Genomic DNA, 21,223 nt, shown 5'->3' with positions numbered 1-21,223 from the left:
CATGGTGAACTTATTCTCCTAATTTCACCAGGCTGTAGTTCTTCTTACCTTTCCGGATAATGATGAATCTTCCGTCGAATGAGTTTTCCACTGTTACTTCCGTATTTAGATCACTTACGCGTTCCCCATTCATTGAAATGGCTCCGTTCGTAATGTCTTCCCGTGCTTGCCGTTTGGATGGTTCTATTCTTAATTCCACTAACCAATCCACAATATTTTTGGATTCTTTGGATGCATGGAATGTCGGCATATCTTTAAATCCCTGCTCAATTTCGTCTGCAGTCAGTCCTTTGATATCCCCGCTGAACAAGGCTTCGGTTATTTTTCCGGACTGAGCTAAAGCTTCTTCACCATGCACAAACTTCGTCATTTCTGCCGCCAGCACTTTTTGTGCCTCACGCTTGCCCGGATCCGTCTCAACCTTTTGAGCCAGTTCCTCAATCACTTCTTTAGTTAAGAAGGTAAAAAACTTCAAGTATTTTACTACATCGCGGTCATCAGTATTTACCCAGAACTGGTAGAACTCGAATGGTGTCGTTTTCGCCGGATCTAACCAGATAGCCCCGCCTGCTGTTTTACCAAATTTCGTACCATCGGCTTTTAACATTAACGGGATTGTTAATCCGAATGCCTTCGCATCCGGGCCTTCTTTCTTCCGGATCAGGTCCAGACCGCTGGTTATATTCCCCCATTGGTCGGCCCCGCCAATTTGCAGTTGAACATCTTCTTCCTTGAACAGATGATGGAAGTCCATGGACTGAAGAATTTGGTAGGAAAACTCCGTAAATGAAATACCGCTTTCCAGACGGCTCGCCACGATATCTTTGGCCAGCATCGTATTAACGCTGAAGTTTTTACCATAGTCACGCAAGAAATCGAGAACATTCATTTTATGTGTCCAGTCGTAGTTATTTACCATTTTCACTTCATTATCCCCGCCAAAACCAAACAGCTTTTTCATTTGGGCGGTAAGAGCTTCAACATTATGCTGGACTTGTTCCAACGTTTGCAACTGCCGTTCGGTCTGGCGTCCGCTTGGGTCGCCAATCGTTCCGGTTGCCCCGCCAATAAGAATAACCGGCCGGTGTCCAAATAACTGGAACCGTTTCATCATCATGAAAGGAATCAGATGTCCAATATGCATGCTGTCACCCGTCGGGTCAACTCCACAGTACAGAGAGATCTTCTTCTCCTCTACCAGTTTGCGTAGTCCCTCGGCATCTGTCTGTTGATTTATCGCATCGCGCCATTCCAACTCATCGATAATATTCATTGCTGTCCACTCCTTTAATTTATTAATTTCTATACCGCGGCATTTTGCATCCATTCTTTTAAAGATCAGAATGCAAAAACACCTTACATGAACTTCATGCTGAATGTACATGTACACCATGCATTATTTTTCTAAATAAAAAAGCCCCTATGTCTAGCCTAGACACAGGGACGATTATTAACCGTGTTACCACCCAATTTGCATGAATAGTGCTGCAGTCACTATCCATACCACTCTCAGCAATAATATCGTATGCTATCCCGCTTAGTGTTACCTAAGATACTCCGGAGTGTAATTCGCAAGTTTTGTTTGTGCTAGGTCGCATCAACCCCCAGCTTTCTGGATAACAAGGGCAAAATTGCTACTGAGCTCCTTCAGCGTATATGTTGTATAAGATTTTATAGCCATTATAGTGAATGAACAGTTAATTGTCAATTAAGTAATTAAAAGTTTTCAGAAAAATTAAACGAATCAATTTCATAATACAACTGGTGAGCGCTTAATGGAGAAGATATAGATAAATACGGTCCAAATTTAACTATGCGAATTTTAATGAGAGGGATTTCCCTGTGATTTCAAAATATTCTTACTTTTTCCCAAAAAACCCATGACAATGTTTATTAGGGGAGCTGCTATGCAATATACGGAATACGGCAAGTATTCCAACGTTGAGACGCCTAAAGTACCTGTTATAAATACTCCGCTGACCCCCCATGGAATGAGCGGATTGACAGCAGCCCCTGCGTTGGCTAATGTAGCTGAAAGTTTTCTCAGATCTATCTTGATTTTGTCAAATTGTGATTTAAAAGCTTTGCCCGGCAAGATGATGGAAAGATATTGTTCCCCCAGAAGAAGATTAACCCCTATTGAGCTTAAGGACGTCATCAGAATTAATTTCCCTTTTGTGCCGACAAAACCTGCAATTCGGGAGATTAACGTTTCGATAATTCTGATCTCTACTAACAGCCCTCCGAGTGCCAAGGCAAGAAGAATAAGGGAAACGGACCACATCATACTTTGAATTCCGCCCCGGGTTAATAGGGAATCGACACCCGGTACCCCGGTTTGCGATACATATCCATCCTGCAAGAGCCGGGCCATTTGATCAAAGCTCGTATCCGGATGATAAATGTAGAAGATACCGATCGTTATTACAATACTCAAAAGCAGGGTCGGAATAGCCGGTATTTTTCTCCATGCGCAAAGAAACAAAGCAAAAACCGGAATTAAAGGAACAAAAGAAATCGTGAAGGAAGACCTCAAAGTATTTACCAGTTCCTCTATTTGGCTTCCCGTTGAAAGCACATTGGCATGGCCAACCACTATATAAAAGAGAAGGGAAATGAGGAAAGCAGGAGTCACGGTCCGCAGCATATTCCGGATATGTCCGAATAAATCCACTTCCGCTATGGCCGAAGCCAAGTTCGTTGTATCCGATAAAGGAGAGACGTTATTGCCCAGGAAAGCGCCTGATATAACGGCACCGGCTGTCAAGGCCGGATGAAAGCCCATGATTTGTCCCATTCCAAAGAAGGCGATGCCTATCGTTGATATTGTAGTAAAGGAACTCCCGACTGTTATTCCTACAAGTGAACAAATAATAAACACAGAGGGCAAAAAGAATTTAACAGATAAAATACTGAATCCATATACCATAATGGTTGGAATTGTCCCTGCAGCAATCCAGACGCTTACAATAGCCCCAATCAGCATAAAAATTATAATCGGGATTAAACCTGGCAATATTCCGTTTTGGATTCCCTTATGAATAATATCCCAAGAAATTCCCTTTATTGCCGCGAATAGGATAACTATACCTAAAGAAATAAGAATAGGAATTTGCGGAGGTACACCAAATCCTATGATGCAAACTCCTATTATGGCTAATAAAACCACTAAGAGAAAGATACTTTCTTTTAATGTCACATCTTTTTTCATTCTTGAGGAACTCCTTGGCTGCGGTCTAAGTGGGTAAACATTTTTTAGACTTCAAAAAGACTGATAAGATTTATTCAGCCTGGGCCTGCATGTATATGACCTCGAGCTTTTCCTTCATAGCTTTTTCGATTTTAGGCGCATACTCATTAAAAACTTCTTTATCATGGGCATACGGGGATAATGCAGCAGCACGTAATACGGTAATTTTACCCTCTTTCATCCATTCGTCTTCACTAAATCCTAGGCTTTTCACATATTGAAGCGGACTATGGCCATAATCTGGAACGGCAAAATCTGTATGTGATGTCAAAAATTCATTCATATAGATGCCGCCTTTTACATAAGAAGCCTGGTCGAAGAAATCATGATTTAATCTGTTCATTTTAGCTAAATCGGTATTGCCTTCTTCATTGAACACATAGTCCACCATGTTGAAATCCGGCTTGGTTAACGGATAGACATTGATGGTCTTGGCCCCGACTTTAAATTGTCTGCCCTGCAGGAAGTGATAAAAGCGGTAAGCTCCCTCGATACTTGCGCCGATTAGTTTGCCGTACCCCGTTACGTTCAGCGGCATTACTTTATGGGCGGTCCAAACCGCTGCCGCAGTTGCCCCCGCTTTAGAACCTTCCAGGATGTAGGCACCAAGCAGTGCAGGAATATCGGCACCTTTCTCAAATACATAGGTTGCGAAGTAAGAGATGACGTCACGCATTCTGATGTCTTTTATGGCAATCCCCCCCGCCGCATAAGGGATATATCCCATTTTGTGCGGATCAATGGTGATGGATTCAACCTGACTCATGGCTTTAAAAGCGTTATAAATATCTTCAGTCAGCCATTCGATTTTTTCGGTAAAGACATGGTGTCTGGCATAGACTTCATCCAATTTATTGTAGTCAATAAACTGATTATTCTCATCCAGGAAAATGGCCCGTGCATATCCGCCGTATGCCGCATCTACATGAATGTAGAAATAAATACCCTCTTTAGCCAGTTTCTTACGAAGGGCGATGATTTTGTCGATGTGGTCTACCTGACCTTCTTCTGTTGTTCCAATAACCCCCACTACACCAAGAATGGGAATTTGCTTAGACGCCAATTCGCGGATTTTCGTTTCCAATTTACTGATATCCATACGGTAATTATGATCAACGTCAATAGATTCCACACAATCAAGGCCTGTACCGATAATGTCAGCAGCTTTCAGCCAGGAATAATGTTTCGTTTGTGGAATTAACCATTTTCCTAATTTTTGCAGGTTTTCTCCGCTGCGTGCGGAATGAGATTTAATTTCATCCAATTTTTCCGGAACCTGATCCAGAATATTAAGAATTTCCTCTGTAGACATGTTCAACAATTGCCATTCAGATTTGCCTTGAACTAATTCGGGCACTACTTCTTTTATGGCTAAAGGAAGGGATTTCATGTTCCTTGCGTACCACAAACCTTCAATGTTGGCAATAGAACCGTCGGCACAGATGTGGCCCCAGCTTTTATCTTTTTCATAGCTCATTAAGGCCGCAAAATCATGCCCCACTTCTTCCTCCATCTGGGAAGTACCTGGAGAGGATTCATAGGCTACATTGTTGCCGTTCCATAACATAGCAGCTGTGTAAGCGATGATAGCCGGCATCAGGGTTTCAGCGTTCATATGACCCCAGAAACGTCCTGCTGAGTGCCAGGGTATTGAATCTGTACGGAGTCTGGAAGATAATACATTGAATATGCTTCGCATATAGTCAGCGGTTTCCATAAAACTCTTTGAACTTTTGTCCTGAGGGGTAATAACAGGTAAATCCTGAGGTTGATAGTTTTGGCGCCACCCCACATGTTCATCTACCATTTTTAGTAATAATTCTTTAAATAAATCAACGTTTTCACCCTTGCTTCCTAAGAATAAGGCTTTTAAGTTAAGTTCTTGAATCTTGGTTTCCATATTATCCTCCTTCATGAAGTGTGTTTTCCTATCAAATGATGTGATTCGTACTCAGAATCCTCTTTCTTCCAATCCGGTCTTTTCAGCTTATAAATGATGAGCGCAATTCCAACCATAATGACGGTTGCCAGCACTTGGTAAATAATGTATCCCATGAATTGGTTAGGCTTCAGAATGGAAGGCGGGATGATACTCACAACAATGGTAATGGCAACACTTATCATGGACAGTACTGAAACAAACCACATCAATCCATTCCCTTTGTTTCCCAATCTGAACGGCCTTTTTACATCTGGCATTTTATAGCGTAAGCGTATCGCTGAAATAGCAATTAACCCATACACGAGACTGTAAAGAATGGTTGTTGTGATAGTAATAATTAGAAATGCGCTATTTACATCCGGAACAACTACATAAAGTACCGATACAATTGAAATCACAATCGCCTGAATGAGAACAAAGGTGATGGGAATATTTTTGTCAGTACGTTTCTGGAATATCTTTGGAAGATTTCCTTCTTCCGCTACTTTAATCATGGATTTACTTGGTCCAAGTACCCATGCGCTTAACTGGACCAGCACCCCAATCAGAATCATCAGAGAAATAATATTGGCGAAAAAGGATGGAATCCCTAAGTTCTCGCTAAAAATTAAATAAGGCTGAGTAATATTGGCAAGCTGGAGTTCACCCCGTGGTACGGCATTGGAAACTGTCAAGCCTGCAATGATATTAAATATAACAAGCAAGATAACGGAGGCGATAACAGCAATGGGGTAATTTCGTTTAGGATTCTCAATATTATTCGCATGCACAGAGGAAATCTCTACACCTGCAAAAATAAAGATAATGCCGGATAAATAGGTTAAGCTGCCCAAGTCTTTAAAGTTGGGAATCAGATCTCCTGGTTTGAAATGTCCCAGATAACTGTCCTGTTTAATTCCATTTTTAATCATAAAAATGATCCCAAGCACGACAAGCAGCACGAATGGAATATAAACTCCAATCACAGATCCCCAGTTCCCGGCAATTTTCACCATATCGAACTTAAGGTTTAATAAGGTAACCGTCCAATAGGAGATGAGAATAAGAGCAAAAATAAAGTAATGATTTGAGGATAGTTCCGGTTTGTTAATGACATATCCGAGCAGGACGCCTATTGTAGAAGCAACCATCACCATACCGAAAAACATTTGAACCCATAATAACCAGGAGGTTACAAATCCCCATTTATCTCCTAAAGCCTGCTTTACCCAGACTTGGGGGCCTCCTTCCTCAGGCCATCCTGTAGAGAGTTCGGCAGACATAAGTGCGATGGGTAATGCAAACAAAACCGCGGCAATCAGCATATAGAAAATTTGCGTCCAACCTGTTATGGAAAGTGTCGGTACGCTTCGCACGGTACCAAAGAACGCCATGGTAATGCCAATTAATCCGAATAGTGTCAATCTTTTTGATTTGGCCATAAATAACCCTTTCTTTCTCGTATTCAACTAATAATCCAATATCCAGTAAGTATTATTTCTTAAAATGTTTTATTGGATGCATGCCATATTTTGCACAGAAAAGGACTTTAGCGTCACTCTCCCCTTCACTCAGAAAAAATCCACAGGAAAAGTTTTAGCCACCGCCAATGTGATTAATTTAAAGAAAGAGAAACTATACAACTGTATTCATGATTGAACAGGAAGCAGATGTCATTTCGGTTCCAAGTTACCAGCTAAACAATCAAGCAAGCGATTTGTATAAATATGTTTGCATTACAGAATATATAGATATGCCCCCATCCCCAACCCGGCTGTAGTCAGGGAAATCCATTCAACTTCAAAATCCGGCTGGGCACTAACCCCACCATTATCCTTGATGCGAAGGGCACTATAGAAATAAATAAATTGAACAGATCCGAGGTGAATGGGAGTTCCTGAACAAGGCTAACTCAATCAGCGGACCGAAAAAGACCCGCGGGGAATTAGTACAATGATTACGATTGGAACATTGATCAAAAAACATGATTGGCCTGATCCGGCACAACCTGAACAAACCGGATACCTAAATACCGGTAGCCGAGGAGTATTCCTGTCATATGTAAAGGTAATCCGATTATTGATAGTATTTATTCGAAAATTGTCATGAGAACTACTCACAACATAGTTATGTTATTGTCCAAGCATAAAAAAGTTTCCTACATACTATGTAACGAATACTGTAAAAGGAGGTAGATGTATGAGTAACGGCTTTGGCTCATATACGGGAGGAAATTGCTGCCCTCTGGCAAAAGAGATTATCGATCCGCCGTTATACATCTTTAATCATTTCTATCACCCCCAAGAAGTACCGATCGTACACACTATTGAAATTATCAATCAGCATCACTGCGTTCCAATTCCAAAACATATAATTAGGTCAGAAACCAAAGACGTCTTCAGTTCAGCAAACAAGAAGCAAAACAAGTCCAAAAGAAAATAATCATGATCACCGGAATTTTTTAATCAATCTGAAGGAGCATGCGTCTATGAAACTTAAAAAAAGTAAAAAACCGCATTTCTTCAAGGGAGGGCAACTGTTCCATGAACGCTTTAATGAGTTGAACTTGCTTGATGAATATCCGATAGAGCTTCGGGAAAAAATTATTACTCCACACAAAGTAGCGACTGAGAAAAAGAAAAAAGAAAAACCGATATCTGGATAAATCTGCAAGATGCCCGCCCAATCACTTAAATTTCACGTTTTTTGTCTATATTCTCATTTTTTCCGTTATAGAAAATCAAAAAAGAACCTTGAGGTTTTTCCCAAAGGTCCTTTATAATCGTGTTAAGAACAGAGGTAAAATCTACAGTATTAGAATGGGTTTGCCTAAATTGTGGGAAACTCACCGTTGCTCGTGATAAGAGACTTGGAATAGAACCTGGAGTCTGTGTTATATGCGAAATAGAATACGAAGTAGCAACATGCTTTCAATGTGGTTAAATTATGAACTTGATGCATGAAGGAGAAGTATTTTGAGTGATTATTGGTTTCAATCGTACATCGATCACTTTAATGATAATAAATGACCTTAGGGATTGTTGAATAAAAATTTAAGGAACGCGAATTAATTAAGCCCTCAGGGGCTTTTTATTTTGCACAAATAAGACCACAGAGGAATATTGAAGTGTCCCCTCTCAAGTAGACAGTGTAAAAAAACAAAAATAGTTAGTTTGTTTCCCATCCCCTAAAAGTAGTTTTGTACCATATTTATTCGCTCTTGCCCAAAGGCGGAAGTTGTCTACTTCTTTCTTACCTTGTTCGTCTAAAATCTCAAACCAACTAAGATCTTCATATCCTTCTATATATTGCTTGGCTTTCTCATAATGGCCTTGTTTGAATAGTGCAATACTCTTTATCAGATAGGATTGAACATAATACACAACAAGAGGGCGTTCTGTTTTCAGTGGTTCTGATACACTTTTGTCCTTTTTCATTAGCAGCTCTTCCTGATATCTGATCGTAGCGAGTATTCTTAATTCATCAGCAAATTGCTCAGTTAGGTTCCATTTACCAAGAGAAAGACAAACATTCGCTAACTGCAATAAGGCATCCAATTGAAAAGCCTCAGGAAGTTTTTACGGAAGTCTTCAAAACGAATCACTGCTTTATAATTTTCTTCGGCATTAGCTCCAATAGTCGCCCTGAAAATTCGATAATGACTGATGGCCAGCCGATCCGAGTCATTATGAAGAAAAAAGCATTTCAGTGTACTTAGGATGTTCCACAGACATATGGATCGCATTCATAATCAAGTCGGTTTTCCCCAGCTCGGCACAGCGAATTAAAAAGGATTTCATTCTGGGATTGGAAACTTTGTTGTTATGGGAAACCTCAGCAAGGTAATATTCATAGTAATGTCCTTCGGGTAAGCCTAAGGCTTCTGTTAACGTATCTAAATTGTTTCATGGTGATAGGCCGCAGTTTTCCCTTATGCTGCAGGCTGGCACTCAGGTTACCGATAGATAGTCCGCCGTATTCTGCAAGACTTGATAACGTACATCCAGTTTCTGCTATGGCTTTTTCAAGTTCAACTCGCAAAGCAATCCGGTTATCCAATTTTTCAACTTCCCTAAAGTTGTATTTAGATGGAGTATATTTACTTCCCTTGTAGAAAATGTAATCTGATTCCTATATAAGGGTCAATTAATACCAGGGAGGTAGTTAAAATGAAAAAAGCCAAGTATTTTTTGGTGTTGCGAGTTTGATTATGTTTTTTTCGTCTATAGGTTCCCCTATTGTTCTAGGGGCAACAGAAATGGATTACGAGCAACGACTAAAGCAAATGGAGGAAGCATTTGAATTCATTGGTGAACATGCAGTATTAACAGATGAATATGGCAACATAATTGGGTTCGATTTCGACAAAATAAGAGAACGGTATGCCGAAGATGAAGGACTAAACTTATTGGAAAAAGAAATAAATGAGGCAAGGGAGTCTCATAGTGGTGCATGGTTCGAGTGTATGAAGTCTGCTTTAATGGATACTTTGGGGTCAGTACATTCCAAGCCATGATAGATGCTGGAATATTGACTTATATAAAACAAAAGTTATGGAAGGAGGCTGCAAAAATTGCGGTTAAATTTTTTGTTAAGCTCAGTATCGGAGGTATAGTAGCAACTTTGATATATTATAGCGGTAAGTGTGCGATATGGGGAATAAAGGGGGAAAATAAAATTGAAGATAGAGACTACGCGTATAGTTAAATTGATGTTCTTCGTTGTAGGCCCAGTGGCGTATGTTTTGAGTTTTATCTTATACCACCTTATTTTCAACCGACCCACCAACTGGATTGAAGTCCTTGCTGTAACAGCTATCTTTTATGTTTGTATGATTGTTGTTTACTTTATAACAAGAAAAAAAATCGTAAATGATTTAGAGAAATTAAAGAAATAGCATCACTTTGGTTAATCCAGATCTATATCAAAAAAATAGGGCCTTGAGGTGCTTCCTTAAAGGCCCTTTCTGCGGTGTTGCTTCCACACATGCATATTGTACCAATTATTTAATTTGGTGTCCATAAAAGACACCCGCGGTTCAATTGTTATTGTTCTTTCTTTACTGCACTCTTACCGGTACTATATAGGCCGCATGAAGTAAGACCGGAGATAATACCGAAAATAACGCTTGTCTTTAAATCACCTGGAAAGTAAACAACGCCCGCCACGATACCTAGGATAACGGATAAAACCGGGGCTAGACGAACCGGCAGTCCGATCCCTTTCGCCATTTCAACAAGACCGACTATCACAGCAACAATGATAACATCTGTGATTTCTATATTCATATTTATGCCTCCCTTTCATTTTCTGTTTACGCATCTTTCAGTTCATAGTACCAACCGTGTCCTTGGAGCCATTTCTCCGTACGAGCCAAATTTTCATTACTTAACGCTCCTGTAATAGCATAAGGAGTGCCCTCATTCAGAAACTGAATCTGTGCCCAAAACCTTTTTTCCAGGAACATTTCAGAATCTCGTTAATAGCCGCCAGACTCATTCCACCTGTAACGATTTTCTTTTTTCCGGCGGAACCTGGCACCTCTGTGCCGGTTACAGCCCTGACAATTGCAGAGATGACTTTTTGTTTATTGTTCAAAAGTTTTCGCATGTCGTCATCATTCGTAATGAAAGCCAACTCTATTAAGATTGCCGGGGCATTAGTGGAAATTAGCACCCGAAGTTCTTTCCGTCACTTGTTTAAAGGCCTCAATCAGCAGAGCTGCAAATTCCCTGGCCACTTCATGTTCCTTATAACCGCATCCAGACGCACCTGGTACAATTACGTTATGCCCTGCATGGACTGTTATCAATTCATAACTCATGTTACTCTCTCCCTTTTTTAACAATTTGTTTGATTTCAGCTATATCACTTGAAAGAAATCTAAAAGATTTTGCTTGTTCCTTGATTACTTCCTGGTTCTCACTAATGGTCTTTTGATATTCCTTCTCCCGCAATTCATTTTTCTTCATCGTGGCAAAAAGCAGCCAGATCAACAGAGAACCGAATATCCCCGTATTTAGCACTGTATCAAAAAATTGTTCTTCCATTCATGGTTCCCCCTGCTAATCTTCTTTTCAATTACACTTAAAAATATATCTTTAAAAATGTCTAAAAAACATACATATTTTCACCTATCGATGAAATATGTAACCCCTTCCCCCTTCTATCTTTAAGCATAAAAAATACGCCTTAGGCGTCGCCGTCTTTATCCATATTGTCTTGTTTCATACTCGTAACCGTTACATGGTCCGATCATTACCAGAGCATTTGTAAAATCCATTATCTAAATGCAAAAATAACCTGCCGTAAAGACAGGCTATTACATCCTCTTAAAATTCCTTTTTCATCATTGTCATCCCTCATAATATCTAAAAATGGGAACCCAGCGTGTTTAGAAATCCAAAGTTCTCTTTACTATAGTGAGGGATAGTTCTCAACTAGATTTTTTATAAATTCACATGTTTTTGGTGCTTCCCTTTGTATTTGTTCTCGTTGTTGGAGGTTTGGTGAGTATAAGTAACCAAACACTCCCCCAAAAAATTCCACTGAATCTTCCTTAATATATTCTTCAATAGTAATATTATCCTTTTTTTCTTCATATATTTCGTTAAACTCTTTTTCGAGAGATATATTATCAAAAAGTAAATCATCTACTGTATGTCCGAATTCATGGAATAACGTATTTATAACTTCATCCTTTTTTAGTATATGGCCTTCATGATTAATTTGAATGATGAGATTCTTCTTTGCGGGATTATAAAAGCCTAAATCATCAGGGTTTCCATCATAAAAAACCAAACTATTATCTGTAAATATAAACGCTGCGTCTTGATTCATTTTCTCTATACTACCTACTAAAATATTTCTAGGTATATGACTAATGAACTGTTCAAGAAGTGTTTCAGTTCTATGAACCATAACTGATGCAGAAAAACCATCTATATTGAGCTCTATCGCATTCTGTTCGATCCCTAATTCACTAGTAAATCTATCATTTAAATTTGTTTGAACTGCTTTAATTCTATCCGCTACTTTCCCCTTTGATGTCAATTCTCCTTTTACTTTGATAACTTGTCTTCCTTTTTCAGCAATGATTTTCATAGATTTTACTTCAAATCCCTGATTTCGGCCAATAAAAATTTGATCCTCTTCTAAGTATCCCATACTTTCTCCTTTTGGTACTTTTAAGTGCAGTAGCACAGGGTATGATTGATCTCCAGAATGTGGAGTTAAATTTGAATGCATAAAATCATGAATAACTCCGTATTGAAAATTATTTTCAAATTGACTGTATTGTTCTCTATTTATAGTATTTTTTCCTTTTTCATAGAATGAATTTGGTACGTCCCCCAGCTCTTTACTTACTAAATTCCTATAAACATATATTGAATCATCTAGTTTAGCCTCTCTAACTTCTAAAGACTTATCAAGCCTATCTACATTTTTCCGAACAGATGAAATTTTTATATAGCGACCACGGTTTTTTTCTAAAGTATCATTTACTCTTTGAAAACTAACAGAATCTTCAAGAAGCCTTTTTTCCTCGAGACCTAATGATTTCTTCCATTTTTCCGATTTTTCTTTAGCCCAATTTTTTGCTTTCTCTCGATCTTTTTTAAAATCTTCTAGCCTTAACATTTCATTCCTCCCAAGGTTCCTTCCGGTTTTGCTTTCTGAAGATGACCCTTATCAATAAAGACCTTGCCAATTTTTTATATTTGAAATAGGAAGGACAAACCATGCTTAGGCAAGGCTTGTCCTGAAATCATTAAAACCTATTCTTGGACCTTCTGGGGAAACCGGAAGTATTGTGATGGTTTGTTTTCATCTAGTGTCGCAATTCGAATTCGTTTTCCATCTTTTACTTTTCCATCATTATCAGTGTCATACTCTAATACTTTGCTTCTATCCAAATAATTTATAATTTGATAGCCCATTTGTTTTGGGTTAGTAGATTTTTTCAAATACCAGGTCTCAATCTTGCCACTCTCAAAAGTTATTTTTGATTTTAATTTATCCCATGTTAAGACCAGTTCCTTCTTCGTATCAATAATAACAAACGAATTATCTGTTTTATCAAAGGCAAACTTGAAATATTTATTTTCGTTCGTATTTTTTTTCATAACAGCCTCACCATTTACATTGGCAATAACCATTTTTTCGTCAGATACTGGATTCACATAATATCTGGCCGAAAGATCAATCTGTTGAGCATAGTTTTTATTTTCTTTCCTTAATTCATCCATACCCTTTCCTATTTTTATAACAGAAAAATTATCAATGTACACTGGGCTTTGGGTGTGATTCTTAATAAGAATTTCTAAATGTTCCTCCATGCCGCCAAATGTTTTAAGTACCATTTTCTCATATTTATAGTCTTTATCCACTATAAAGTTTCCGATTTCTTTAATTCCTGTTACTCCATTAACCTCGACTGTAACATTCTTCTTCCCTGTCTGACTTCCTTTAACGGCCATTATAATTAAATATATAGCATTACGCTCAAGATTAAAGTCACTATATACCCCTACTTCTTTTTTGGGTATCTTATAACATTGACCTTTATACAAAGCATTCTCTTTATCATAGTCCCCTCCGTCCCATTGGCCGGATTTTTCCGTGAAGTCGTCATACAGTACGGGAACATTGATTTGTATATTCATTCCGGGCCGGATGGTCATATCATAAATGGTTTTCCCGTCCGGATTTTTTTTGGTATTTTGTAAATGCCACTTTTGATTCTCACTTCCACCGTTATCCTTATGGGCTTTTAATTGGTTACTATTGGTAGTGTTACTGTCCGGTAAATCAAGAACCATCTTTGGATTTTTATAGTTCCTGAGTGTAAAGTAACCGTCCGACGTTCTTTCTACACGCCAATATTGGCTATCATAATCTCCAGCGTAACCAAATATTTTATCTGAATCCTTGCTATCCCAAGTAAGGGCTAGTTTAGGATTAGATACACTTGTTATTTTGTAGGCTTGTTTATCACGATTAAAGGTAAATCTCCATTTTTGATTATTTCCTTCATGGTTACCATAGATGACAACTTTATTATCAGCTAAGTCCGCTACTTTATTTTCACCTATACTGCTTACGATCTGGTATTCGCCAATTGTTTTATTAAGTTCTTCCCTTATCTTTTTATCTGTTTTTGTATCATATACAAGATGAACCAGATCAGGACTTATAATATGTTTGGTGCCTGTTTCTTCATTTATGAAATAAAAATTTTTGTTCTCTTCATCTAAGTACATCCCTATCGATTTTTCCAAGGCTTCTCCCAGTGTCAATTCCGGAGTTCGATCATTGGGATTCAGAGGGTCTTTTGCCGCAATACGCCGTTCCATGAACCGGTTACCCCCCATATTAATCAGGATACCAGCCGTCACACTTTCTATTTGCGGCATATAATGAGCCCACTCATTTTCCTCCAGTACTACTTGACCGCCAGCGGGAGATCTTTTTGCAAATGCTCCCTGAAATTGAGTAGTTTCTAACTTCAATTTTTCTCCCGATTCCAATCTATCTAATTGATTGATATTAAGAGCAATGGGGGCCGAGCTAAACTGATCTAATGTATTTAAAGCCACCCCATGTAAATGTTGTTTAGGATACGTCTGCCCGGGAGCTAAACTAAGCGATCTTTGATTAAGTTGTCCGGTGACGGTAGTAACGGTTTGTCTTCCTAACACTAAATTCGTGGTCGGAACCAGGTTATATACAGGGGCTGTTCCCGTATTATAATAGCGTACATTGGCATTCATATAAGCAGATTGTCCGGTATTTAATTCTAATTGATGCTGCCAATCTTGCCCTGAAGTATTGGAAGAATCAACGGTATGCGTTGATGAATGGGAATAATGGCCGGTAACGGATGCTGAAAATCCCTCAAAGAGAGAGAATCCCACACTTGCGTCGATCCCTTCCGTATTAGAGTCACTAACACTAGAAGAAGTGGACCGGCTAACGGTCTTTCCCTCTGTCGAGCTAATATTTTTATTATTTGAAAGAACCAGTTCTTCCATGCCAACTGTAATACTGGGATATGCCGCAACAAGAGGGTCCCGGGCTGCTTTGTGAATTGTACGGTCAAACGCGCCGCTTGCTTTTTCCAAATCTGAATAGGGGTCTCCAGCCGTATGAGATTCATTCGGATTTGAAACAAATTTTTTAAATCCTTGCTTAATTAATTCTTTTTCTTCTTCTGACCCCTTTTTAGGCCAAGGAAGAACCAAATGGTTTTTTATATAATATCCGTTCACTTCCCAATCATCATAAATACCATCATCATCGGTATCTAACATAGGCTGTTTATTTTCTTCCGTTTTAGAATCAGTGCCCATTGGAAGATTTTCAAAAGAAATGATTTTAGGAATAGAAAAAGTTTCGACTTCAATCTCTTTTGTTTCTTGTTGATTCAAGGTATAGTCTACGTCTAATTGAAGCAGTTCTTCTTGTTCTGCCATTGGATTTCCAAAGTAAGCTACCACGAATGGATAACTTTTTCCTGCTTCTAACTGCATTTCTTGATCCTTAGCATTTTCACCGTCAATGAGAATATGGGCAAAACAATTAGGATTTATGGTGAATGTATAGGCACCGCTTTTCCTTGGTTTAAAATTGGCTAACCACCGAACAGATTTTATGTTCTTTCTAACATTCATGTCATCTAAAGTTTTGTTATCTAATTTAAATCCATTCATGCCCCGAGCCACAACAAAGGCCGGTTCGTTAAAATTCTCTCCGTAGAAGAATTGACCTACAGCTTTTAGCATTTTCTCTTCTGTTTGTATCATGGGGATTTCTCCTTTTCTTTATATAAAGTAAGTAAATCTCTTTCATTCCGATCAAATGTTGTGATGTTTACCTATTTAATTCTTTCTAATTTAAAAGAATCAATATATCCCCCTTTATCATAGTAATTGGCGAAAAATTCAAATGTCAGATTTTCTTCACCCTCTCCGATAGTAAATTCCTTACTCACTTCTTTAAATCCCTTATTTACGGGCGGTAAATACTGCGAGCTTGAAGAAAAGATTTCTCTCTTTTTCGAGGGACTGTTATCTTCAGGTATCAATGATAATGCAATTTTATCTCTTGTACTTAAAATATCTGGCTTGACAAGAGCCGTAAATTTGTACGAGGCTCCTTTTTCTAAGCTATACTCTTTATGGGCCTTAATTGAATCATTAGAATAAATGGCGTGGTCGTCTGTTAGACTATTAGCAGGGTTTCTAACAATCTCCCATTGATTTGCAGAAGTAAACTTCCAATCCCTAAGGTCACCATTTTTCCAAGTACTTTTATCCACAACGTTGAATGTTACATCAAAAGTACGGTTATGGTCGTTGTCATTTCTATCTTCTTCCCCGTATTCATCCCATACATGGATTGTAGTAGTCTGCTTACCTATATGGGTAAAATCTGGTTTCTTTATAAATTCCGATTTTACTTCCCCAGCACTATTTTTTACATTATAAAAATCCTCAGGTTTCACATTTGAATTGAGATTCACTTCGTGTACGTTTGTTTTAGAATCAATCTGCAATTTTGGTGCCTCTTCAAAATTTGTAAACCTCAGGCTTTGAGAATCGGAGGTCGTTCCTATTCGATCATTTACTCGATACCAAGCCCCATACCATTCCCATGTTGCAAACGCATAGTCAACTTCCATTTCCAATTTTAGATTTCCTGTGGATTTACTATTTTGAATTCTTTCTATAGTAAATTCCTCCTTAGAAGTATTATATGATACATGAATAGTAGGATCGCCTGTTGCTGTAACTTTTTTAGCAATGGTTTTCCCAGTAAATGCAATGTTATCATCGTAGGCCCTGAGGTCTTCTCCATACACCTTACCATCTACTTTTACTGTTAATTTACTGCCTTTTAAGTAGCCTAATTTCCTACCAGCTTTATTTATTTCATTTATAAAACTATTTATTAAATATCTGGCATGTTTTTCTGCCATTTTTCTTGCCTCTGCATCAGTAGTTTCAGCTGCAATAAACGTTGCCGCTTTTGTACCTTTTTGTGTAGCTGCAAGTGATGTAATAGGTACTAAACTTGCTAAAATTAAAGATAATGCTGTTGTTAGTACTAGTATTTTCTTTTTCATTTAATTCCCTCCTCATTATTTTGTACATATTCTTCTTGTTATGAGGCCCTTCTTTTCGACCGCTCTGCCGACTCATCTATCAACATTTTAGTGAAACAGAAATTTTTAAACTTTGTTCTTTTTACAGTCCCTCCCCTAGACAAAGTATATTTCTATTTCTTTTTAAAAAAAGATACATTTTTTCACCCATAGATGAAAATAATATAATGAGCCTTGTCGGTTGGAAAATTAATATCAAAAAGGAGTGAGCCTGATTGAAGGCCCAAATTTTCTGTGCTAATCAATCTGTAGTTATATTTCTCCAATAATCATCATTCATTTTGTAGCTGAGATAGGAAGTAACCAGAGAGATGATATCCAAAAAGCAGTTGAGCAAGAGATAATAAAAATCGCCCCAAATTAAATCTGTATATCCTAAAAATACAACTGCAATTAGATTGCCCACCTACATATTCCTTTAATACAACTGCAGCATTATTGGCAAGCGATTTTTACGTTTCCCCTATATATCCTGATTCATATTCAGAGAAGCAACGTCAGTTTTCTGAGCACACTTTCCCCGACGTTCTTGCAGATTTCGGTAACGGTGTGAAAGAACACGTTGTTAATCACATCGGATTTCAGCCATTTCCAGAGCCCTTCGACGATGTTGAGTTGCGGACTGTAAGGCGCCAGAAAAACCAGCTCAACTTCCGCGGAATATGATTGAAGTCACTCAAACCCAAAATTTCAAATTTAAGATGAATATTTCCATTTAGAACTCCTCATAATTAGAATACACTCTCTTAATAAGGTGGTGATTTCTATTTTCGATTGGCTCAAGGGGAAGAAGGCGTACGAACCGCAAAGACAGCAGGAGTTCAAAATCACCCCTTCAATCACTTCAAACACAAAGCATTTGTCTGAACTTTTCGAAGGCATCCCGGAATTTGTCTGTAAAGAACTCGTGCTCAAAAACAAAAATAAAGCCGCAATTGCTTATATCGACGGGTTGATCGATAAAGTTATTATCAACCGGGACATTATACGCCCCCTTCTATATGAAGAGTGGGATGACCAGCATTTGTTCGAATCTGCCGTTTCCATGGGGACTGTGAAAAAAAACAGAAACTGGAGGGAGATAGAACAGGCTATTCTTTCCGGGAAGACTGTATTATTTGTAGATGGAATCTCCTATGTATTAGTGTTGGAGACGCAAGGCTGGCCTCAAAGGTCGGTACAGGAGCCGAAGGTTGAAACTGGTGTTAAAAGTGCCCACCAGGGCTTTACGGAAACAGCCAATCAAAACATTGCCATGATCCGCAGGTACGTTCCCAGTACAGAATTAAAAGTTAAAACTTGCACTGTTGGAAAACGGGGCAAAGTGAATGTCTCTATCCTTTACATAGCTGACGTAGTAAATAAGAATGCTCTTCAGGAAGTAGAAAAAAGAGTTAAAAAAATTGATGTTGATACAATCTTAAATACCGGCGAGTTAGAACAATTTATCGAGGATGATCCATATACACCGTTTCCCCAGTTAGCTATGACCGAACGGCCCGATACAGCTGCTTCCCATTTGCTTCAGGGAAGAGTCGCCATCGTTGTCGACCGCTCGCCGGGTGTATTGGTTGGCCCCATGACCTTTACTTCTTTTTTCCAGGCTATTGATGATTACAGCATACGCTGGCTTGTCTCTTCTTTCGTTCGTGTGCTCCGGTTTCTAGGCGCTATTATTGCTATATTTGCCCCGGCTTTATATATCGCTCTGATTTCTTTTCATTATGAAGTGATTCCACTCCGGTTGCTTCTGTCCATAGCGGAATCCAGGGAACGGATTCCCCTGCCTCCTTTGATTGAGGCTCTGATTATGGAGCTTGTTCTTGAAATGCTCCGTGAAGCCGCAATCCGGCTACCTGCTCCAATAGGGCAGACGATAGGCGTTGTCGGTGGTATTGTCATCGGTCAGGCAGCGGTGCAAGCCGGAATAGTCAGTAACATTATGGTGATCGTCGTTGCAATGACGGCTATATCTTCTTTTATTTTGCCTAATATAGAACTTGGCGCGGGAATTCGGCTTATTCGTTTTCCTGTAATGATGTTGGCTTCTGTCCTGGGTATGGTTGGCATTGTTGCAGGTATCATGACCCTTGTAATCCACCTGTTGGCTTTAGAGTCTTTGGGAATGCCTTACAGTGCCCCTGTTTCACCGTTATGGCTACGTGACATGAAGGATACTTTTGTCCGTTTGCCTGTATGGATGCAAAAAGAACGGCCGCAATCTGTCGGGCCTCAACAATTGAAAAAACAGGATATGAAAACCCAAAGAGAGGGAGGCAAATGAACATTCCAAATAATAAATTAAAGTTGTCTTTGATGCAATTCATCTTACTGATACATGGTTGTGAAACTGGTTTAGCTGTCCTTACCCTTCCTAAGCAACTTGCTCAATATGCCGGGACAGACGGCTGGATTTCCTTGATTTTAGGCTGGATTATTGTGACCATTATAAGTATATGCATTGTCAGGATTATGGCACAGCATCCCGGCGAGCATTTCAAGGACATTTTGATCCGGTATCTGGGAAAATGGGCCGGAACAATTTTTTTTATTCTATGGATAATATATATTGTGTTAAGTGCACTTGCAACTCTGCTTGTTGCAGTAAATATTATCCAGATATGGGTTTTGCCGAGAACACCTCTCTTTCTTATTCTCACCCTTTTGATGTTCAATACCTTTCTGCTTCTTCGTGGAGGTATCCGCTTGCTGGGGCGTTATGCCGTATTCGTCTTTTTCTTCACTCTTTTAATGCCCATATTACTGTTAATTCCCTTAAAAGATAGCAATGTTTTGTACCTGCTTCCCGTCTTTAAGGAAGGGTGGCGGCCCATAATGATCGCTTTAAAAACAAGCGTTTTCGCTTTTCTCGGGTTTGAAATCACGTTTCTTGCCTACCCTTATTTAAAAAATAAAAAAGACGCGGTTAAGGGGATTATAGCGGCCAATACGATAACATTCATCTTTTATTTGCTGATCACGTTAAGTTCGTTTATTTGTTTCAGTCCTGACGAAATTAAAGATTACTTATGGCCGACCCTGATGTTGGTGAAGCCCATTCAATTCTCGTTTCTTGAGCGGATGGAAATTTTATTTTTATCTTTTTATCTTTTTGTATTTTCAACAACATTTATCCCGTATACCTACTTTTTCACGGATGGTATTACCAAACTCGTTAACAAAGAAAAGTGGAAGGTTCCCTTTTTAATTCTCCCGCTTATTGTCGTACTCTCTTTGTTTTTCCACCTGGCTTTTAAGCAGGTAGAAGATTTTGAGCATTTCTATAATTTGTTAAGCTTTTATTTCGCTTTTGCATTTCCGGTCCTTTTCATCATTTACATCTCCGTCTATAAACGATTTAAAAAAAGAGGAAACCAAACGTGAGACGAAGAATTCGAATGGCCCTTCTTTTGTTAAGCATACTCGCCTTAGCCGGATGCGGAGACCGGATAGATGTGGAAGATGCTACTCTCGCCCTCGTGTATGGAATGGAATTAGAAGATGATCACCTGAACATCTATGAAATGAATCCGGTATTTAACAAAAATGCCGAAAAAAAATATGAAGTTTATAAGGTAAGTACCGATACAACGCGGCATGCCAGACCTATCTTTAACAGCAAGATGAACGGACAGCTAGTCACGGGGAAATTACAGCTGCTGGGGGAGAATCCCAAAGTGGGGAAACCCTTTAGGAGTGGACCTAGTAATTCAGCGGCCATACGAACCAGTCATTTGGCTGGTTTTTTATGTTTCTTAACACAAACGGTCTGGTTGCAAAAATTAGCCCGTAATTGTAGAATGGTTGCCAAGCATAATGAGGTGCTTGTAGCGGCAGAAAAGGTATCTTATTCAACAAAAAGGATATTATATTGAGAGAGAGTGGG

General features: G+C 38.9%; 19 protein-coding genes, 2 pseudogenes and 1 other annotated feature. Of the genes and pseudogenes, 6 read left to right on the top strand and 15 right to left on the bottom strand.

The genetic code is table 11. The features are described 5' to 3' along the window. Positions 1-10: 10 nt before the first annotated feature. The 4 genes from tyrS to tyrP all read right to left on the bottom strand — a co-directional run bounded on the left by tyrS (position 11) and on the right by tyrP (position 6,613). Complete coding sequence (gene tyrS / locus BXP28_RS18965) at positions 11-1,273, bottom strand: tyrosine--tRNA ligase (RefSeq protein WP_036657413.1); 1,263 nt, start codon at positions 1,271-1,273, stop codon at positions 11-13. A 163-nt stretch (positions 1,274-1,436) separates the two neighbouring features. Further along, positions 1,437-1,660: a binding site (T-box leader), on the bottom strand. A 162-nt stretch (positions 1,661-1,822) separates the two neighbouring features. After that, positions 1,823-3,211: a Na+/H+ antiporter NhaC gene (gene nhaC / locus BXP28_RS18960; RefSeq protein WP_023483972.1), complete on the bottom strand. Its 1,389-nt coding sequence runs from the start codon at positions 3,209-3,211 to the stop codon at positions 1,823-1,825. A 70-nt stretch (positions 3,212-3,281) separates the two neighbouring features. Next, complete coding sequence (tdc, locus tag BXP28_RS18955; protein WP_024093084.1) at positions 3,282-5,150, bottom strand: tyrosine decarboxylase; 1,869 nt, start codon at positions 5,148-5,150, stop codon at positions 3,282-3,284. An 11-nt stretch (positions 5,151-5,161) separates the two neighbouring features. Continuing rightward, the gene (gene tyrP / locus BXP28_RS18950) at positions 5,162-6,613 is read right to left on the bottom strand and encodes a tyrosine-tyramine antiporter (protein WP_036655882.1); all 1,452 of its coding nucleotides are present in this window, start codon (positions 6,611-6,613) and stop codon (positions 5,162-5,164) included. 757 nt (positions 6,614-7,370) lie between these two features. On the opposite strand from tyrP, the gene BXP28_RS18945 reads away from it, so the two are divergent. Together BXP28_RS18945 and BXP28_RS22965 are read left to right on the top strand one after the other, a co-directional pair. Beyond that, entirely contained in the window at positions 7,371-7,613 is a 243-nt protein-coding gene (locus tag BXP28_RS18945; RefSeq protein ID WP_036655880.1) for a hypothetical protein, read from the top strand. Between the two features lie 46 nt (positions 7,614-7,659). Then, complete coding sequence (locus BXP28_RS22965) at positions 7,660-7,836, top strand: hypothetical protein (protein WP_155116268.1); 177 nt, start codon at positions 7,660-7,662, stop codon at positions 7,834-7,836. A gap of 472 nt (positions 7,837-8,308) precedes the next feature. On the opposite strand, the gene BXP28_RS18940 is transcribed toward BXP28_RS22965, so the two are convergent. Continuing rightward, a complete protein-coding gene (locus tag BXP28_RS18940) occupies positions 8,309-8,728 on the bottom strand; it encodes a hypothetical protein (RefSeq protein ID WP_051427973.1) in 420 nt (139 codons plus the stop codon). 292 nt (positions 8,729-9,020) lie between these two features. After that, entirely contained in the window at positions 9,021-9,230 is a 210-nt protein-coding gene (locus BXP28_RS18935; RefSeq protein ID WP_036655878.1) for a hypothetical protein, read from the bottom strand. A gap of 199 nt (positions 9,231-9,429) precedes the next feature. On the opposite strand from BXP28_RS18935, the gene BXP28_RS18930 reads away from it, so the two are divergent. After that, on the top strand, positions 9,430-9,687 hold the full coding sequence (locus tag BXP28_RS18930; protein ID WP_051427972.1) for a hypothetical protein: 258 nt from the start codon (positions 9,430-9,432) through the stop codon (positions 9,685-9,687). Positions 9,688-10,216: 529 nt separating this feature from the next. On the opposite strand, the gene BXP28_RS18915 is transcribed toward BXP28_RS18930, so the two are convergent. The 9 genes and pseudogenes from BXP28_RS18915 to BXP28_RS18885 all read right to left on the bottom strand — a co-directional run. Next, complete coding sequence (locus BXP28_RS18915) at positions 10,217-10,459, bottom strand: hypothetical protein (protein ID WP_051427970.1); 243 nt, start codon at positions 10,457-10,459, stop codon at positions 10,217-10,219. A 26-nt stretch (positions 10,460-10,485) separates the two neighbouring features. After that, a complete protein-coding gene (locus tag BXP28_RS23375; protein ID WP_162544274.1) occupies positions 10,486-10,638 on the bottom strand; it encodes an N-acetylmuramoyl-L-alanine amidase C-terminal domain-containing protein in 153 nt (50 codons plus the stop codon). Next, entirely contained in the window at positions 10,596-10,847 is a 252-nt protein-coding gene (locus BXP28_RS25330) for an N-acetylmuramoyl-L-alanine amidase (protein WP_152532836.1), read from the bottom strand. The genes BXP28_RS23375 and BXP28_RS25330 overlap by 43 nt, the downstream gene beginning before the upstream one ends. Further along, a complete protein-coding gene (locus BXP28_RS22955; RefSeq protein WP_155116269.1) occupies positions 10,831-10,995 on the bottom strand; it encodes an N-acetylmuramoyl-L-alanine amidase CwlD in 165 nt (54 codons plus the stop codon). Before BXP28_RS22955 ends, BXP28_RS25330 begins: the two co-directional genes overlap by 17 nt. Before the next feature lies 1 nt (position 10,996). After that, positions 10,997-11,221 carry a BhlA/UviB family holin-like peptide gene (locus BXP28_RS18905; protein ID WP_036655875.1) on the bottom strand — a complete coding sequence of 75 codons (225 nt, stop codon included), beginning with the start codon at positions 11,219-11,221 and terminating at the stop codon, positions 10,997-10,999. 367 nt (positions 11,222-11,588) lie between these two features. Beyond that, positions 11,589-12,812, bottom strand: coding sequence for an anthrax toxin lethal factor-related metalloendopeptidase (locus BXP28_RS18900; RefSeq protein ID WP_036655873.1), 1,224 nt, complete (start codon positions 12,810-12,812; stop codon positions 11,589-11,591). A 137-nt stretch (positions 12,813-12,949) separates the two neighbouring features. Beyond that, positions 12,950-15,976 carry a binary toxin-like calcium binding domain-containing protein gene (locus BXP28_RS23370; protein WP_036655871.1) on the bottom strand — a complete coding sequence of 1,009 codons (3,027 nt, stop codon included), beginning with the start codon at positions 15,974-15,976 and terminating at the stop codon, positions 12,950-12,952. Between the two features lie 71 nt (positions 15,977-16,047). Further along, positions 16,048-17,298, bottom strand: a complete 1,251-nt coding sequence (locus BXP28_RS18890) for a hypothetical protein (protein ID WP_024093080.1) — start codon at positions 17,296-17,298, stop codon at positions 16,048-16,050. Positions 17,299-17,820: 522 nt separating this feature from the next. Then, positions 17,821-17,988 (bottom strand): annotated as a pseudogene (locus BXP28_RS18885) (transposase); the annotation flags it as partial. A 106-nt stretch (positions 17,989-18,094) separates the two neighbouring features. On the opposite strand from BXP28_RS18885, the gene BXP28_RS18880 reads away from it, so the two are divergent. From BXP28_RS18880 to BXP28_RS18870, 3 genes and pseudogenes are all read left to right on the top strand, one after another. Then, positions 18,095-19,621, top strand: a complete 1,527-nt coding sequence (locus BXP28_RS18880; RefSeq protein ID WP_394804619.1) for a spore germination protein — start codon at positions 18,095-18,097, stop codon at positions 19,619-19,621. Then, positions 19,534-20,640, top strand: a pseudogene (locus BXP28_RS18875) (GerAB/ArcD/ProY family transporter); the annotation flags it as partial. The gene BXP28_RS18880 and the pseudogene BXP28_RS18875, both read left to right, overlap by 88 nt. A gap of 77 nt (positions 20,641-20,717) precedes the next feature. Beyond that, a complete protein-coding gene (locus BXP28_RS18870) occupies positions 20,718-21,212 on the top strand; it encodes a Ger(x)C family spore germination protein (RefSeq protein ID WP_024093077.1) in 495 nt (164 codons plus the stop codon). Positions 21,213-21,223: the final 11 nt, after the last annotated feature.

The organism is Paenibacillus larvae subsp. larvae, from assembly GCF_002003265.1.
GTDB classification, from domain to species: domain Bacteria; phylum Bacillota; class Bacilli; order Paenibacillales; family NBRC-103111; genus Paenibacillus_H; species Paenibacillus_H larvae.
The sequence above is the reverse complement of the archived record's forward strand: the minus strand, read 5'-3'. Positions and strand labels throughout refer to the sequence as shown.

What these genes read in the sequence shown, in the direction of transcription:
- tyrS (WP_036657413.1), bottom strand. Translation starts at nt 1,273, where the DNA reads ATGAATATTATCGATGAGTTGGAATGGCGCGATGCGATAAATCAACAG.
- BXP28_RS23370 (WP_036655871.1), bottom strand. Translation starts at nt 15,976, where the DNA reads ATGATACAAACAGAAGAGAAAATGCTAAAAGCTGTAGGTCAATTCTTC.
- BXP28_RS22965 (WP_155116268.1), top strand. Translation starts at nt 7,660, where the DNA reads ATGAAACTTAAAAAAAGTAAAAAACCGCATTTCTTCAAGGGAGGGCAA.
- BXP28_RS22955 (WP_155116269.1), bottom strand. Translation starts at nt 10,995, where the DNA reads ATGAGTTATGAATTGATAACAGTCCATGCAGGGCATAACGTAATTGTA.
- BXP28_RS18945 (WP_036655880.1), top strand. Translation starts at nt 7,371, where the DNA reads ATGAGTAACGGCTTTGGCTCATATACGGGAGGAAATTGCTGCCCTCTG.
- nhaC (WP_023483972.1), bottom strand. Translation starts at nt 3,211, where the DNA reads ATGAAAAAAGATGTGACATTAAAAGAAAGTATCTTTCTCTTAGTGGTT.
- BXP28_RS18900 (WP_036655873.1), bottom strand. Translation starts at nt 12,812, where the DNA reads ATGTTAAGGCTAGAAGATTTTAAAAAAGATCGAGAGAAAGCAAAAAAT.
- BXP28_RS23375 (WP_162544274.1), bottom strand. Translation starts at nt 10,638, where the DNA reads ATGTTCCTGGAAAAAAGGTTTTGGGCACAGATTCAGTTTCTGAATGAG.
- tyrP (WP_036655882.1), bottom strand. Translation starts at nt 6,613, where the DNA reads ATGGCCAAATCAAAAAGATTGACACTATTCGGATTAATTGGCATTACC.
- BXP28_RS18930 (WP_051427972.1), top strand. Translation starts at nt 9,430, where the DNA reads ATGGATTACGAGCAACGACTAAAGCAAATGGAGGAAGCATTTGAATTC.
- BXP28_RS18915 (WP_051427970.1), bottom strand. Translation starts at nt 10,459, where the DNA reads ATGAATATAGAAATCACAGATGTTATCATTGTTGCTGTGATAGTCGGT.
- BXP28_RS18890 (WP_024093080.1), bottom strand. Translation starts at nt 17,298, where the DNA reads ATGAAAAAGAAAATACTAGTACTAACAACAGCATTATCTTTAATTTTA.
- tdc (WP_024093084.1), bottom strand. Translation starts at nt 5,150, where the DNA reads ATGGAAACCAAGATTCAAGAACTTAACTTAAAAGCCTTATTCTTAGGA.
- BXP28_RS18905 (WP_036655875.1), bottom strand. Translation starts at nt 11,221, where the DNA reads ATGGAAGAACAATTTTTTGATACAGTGCTAAATACGGGGATATTCGGT.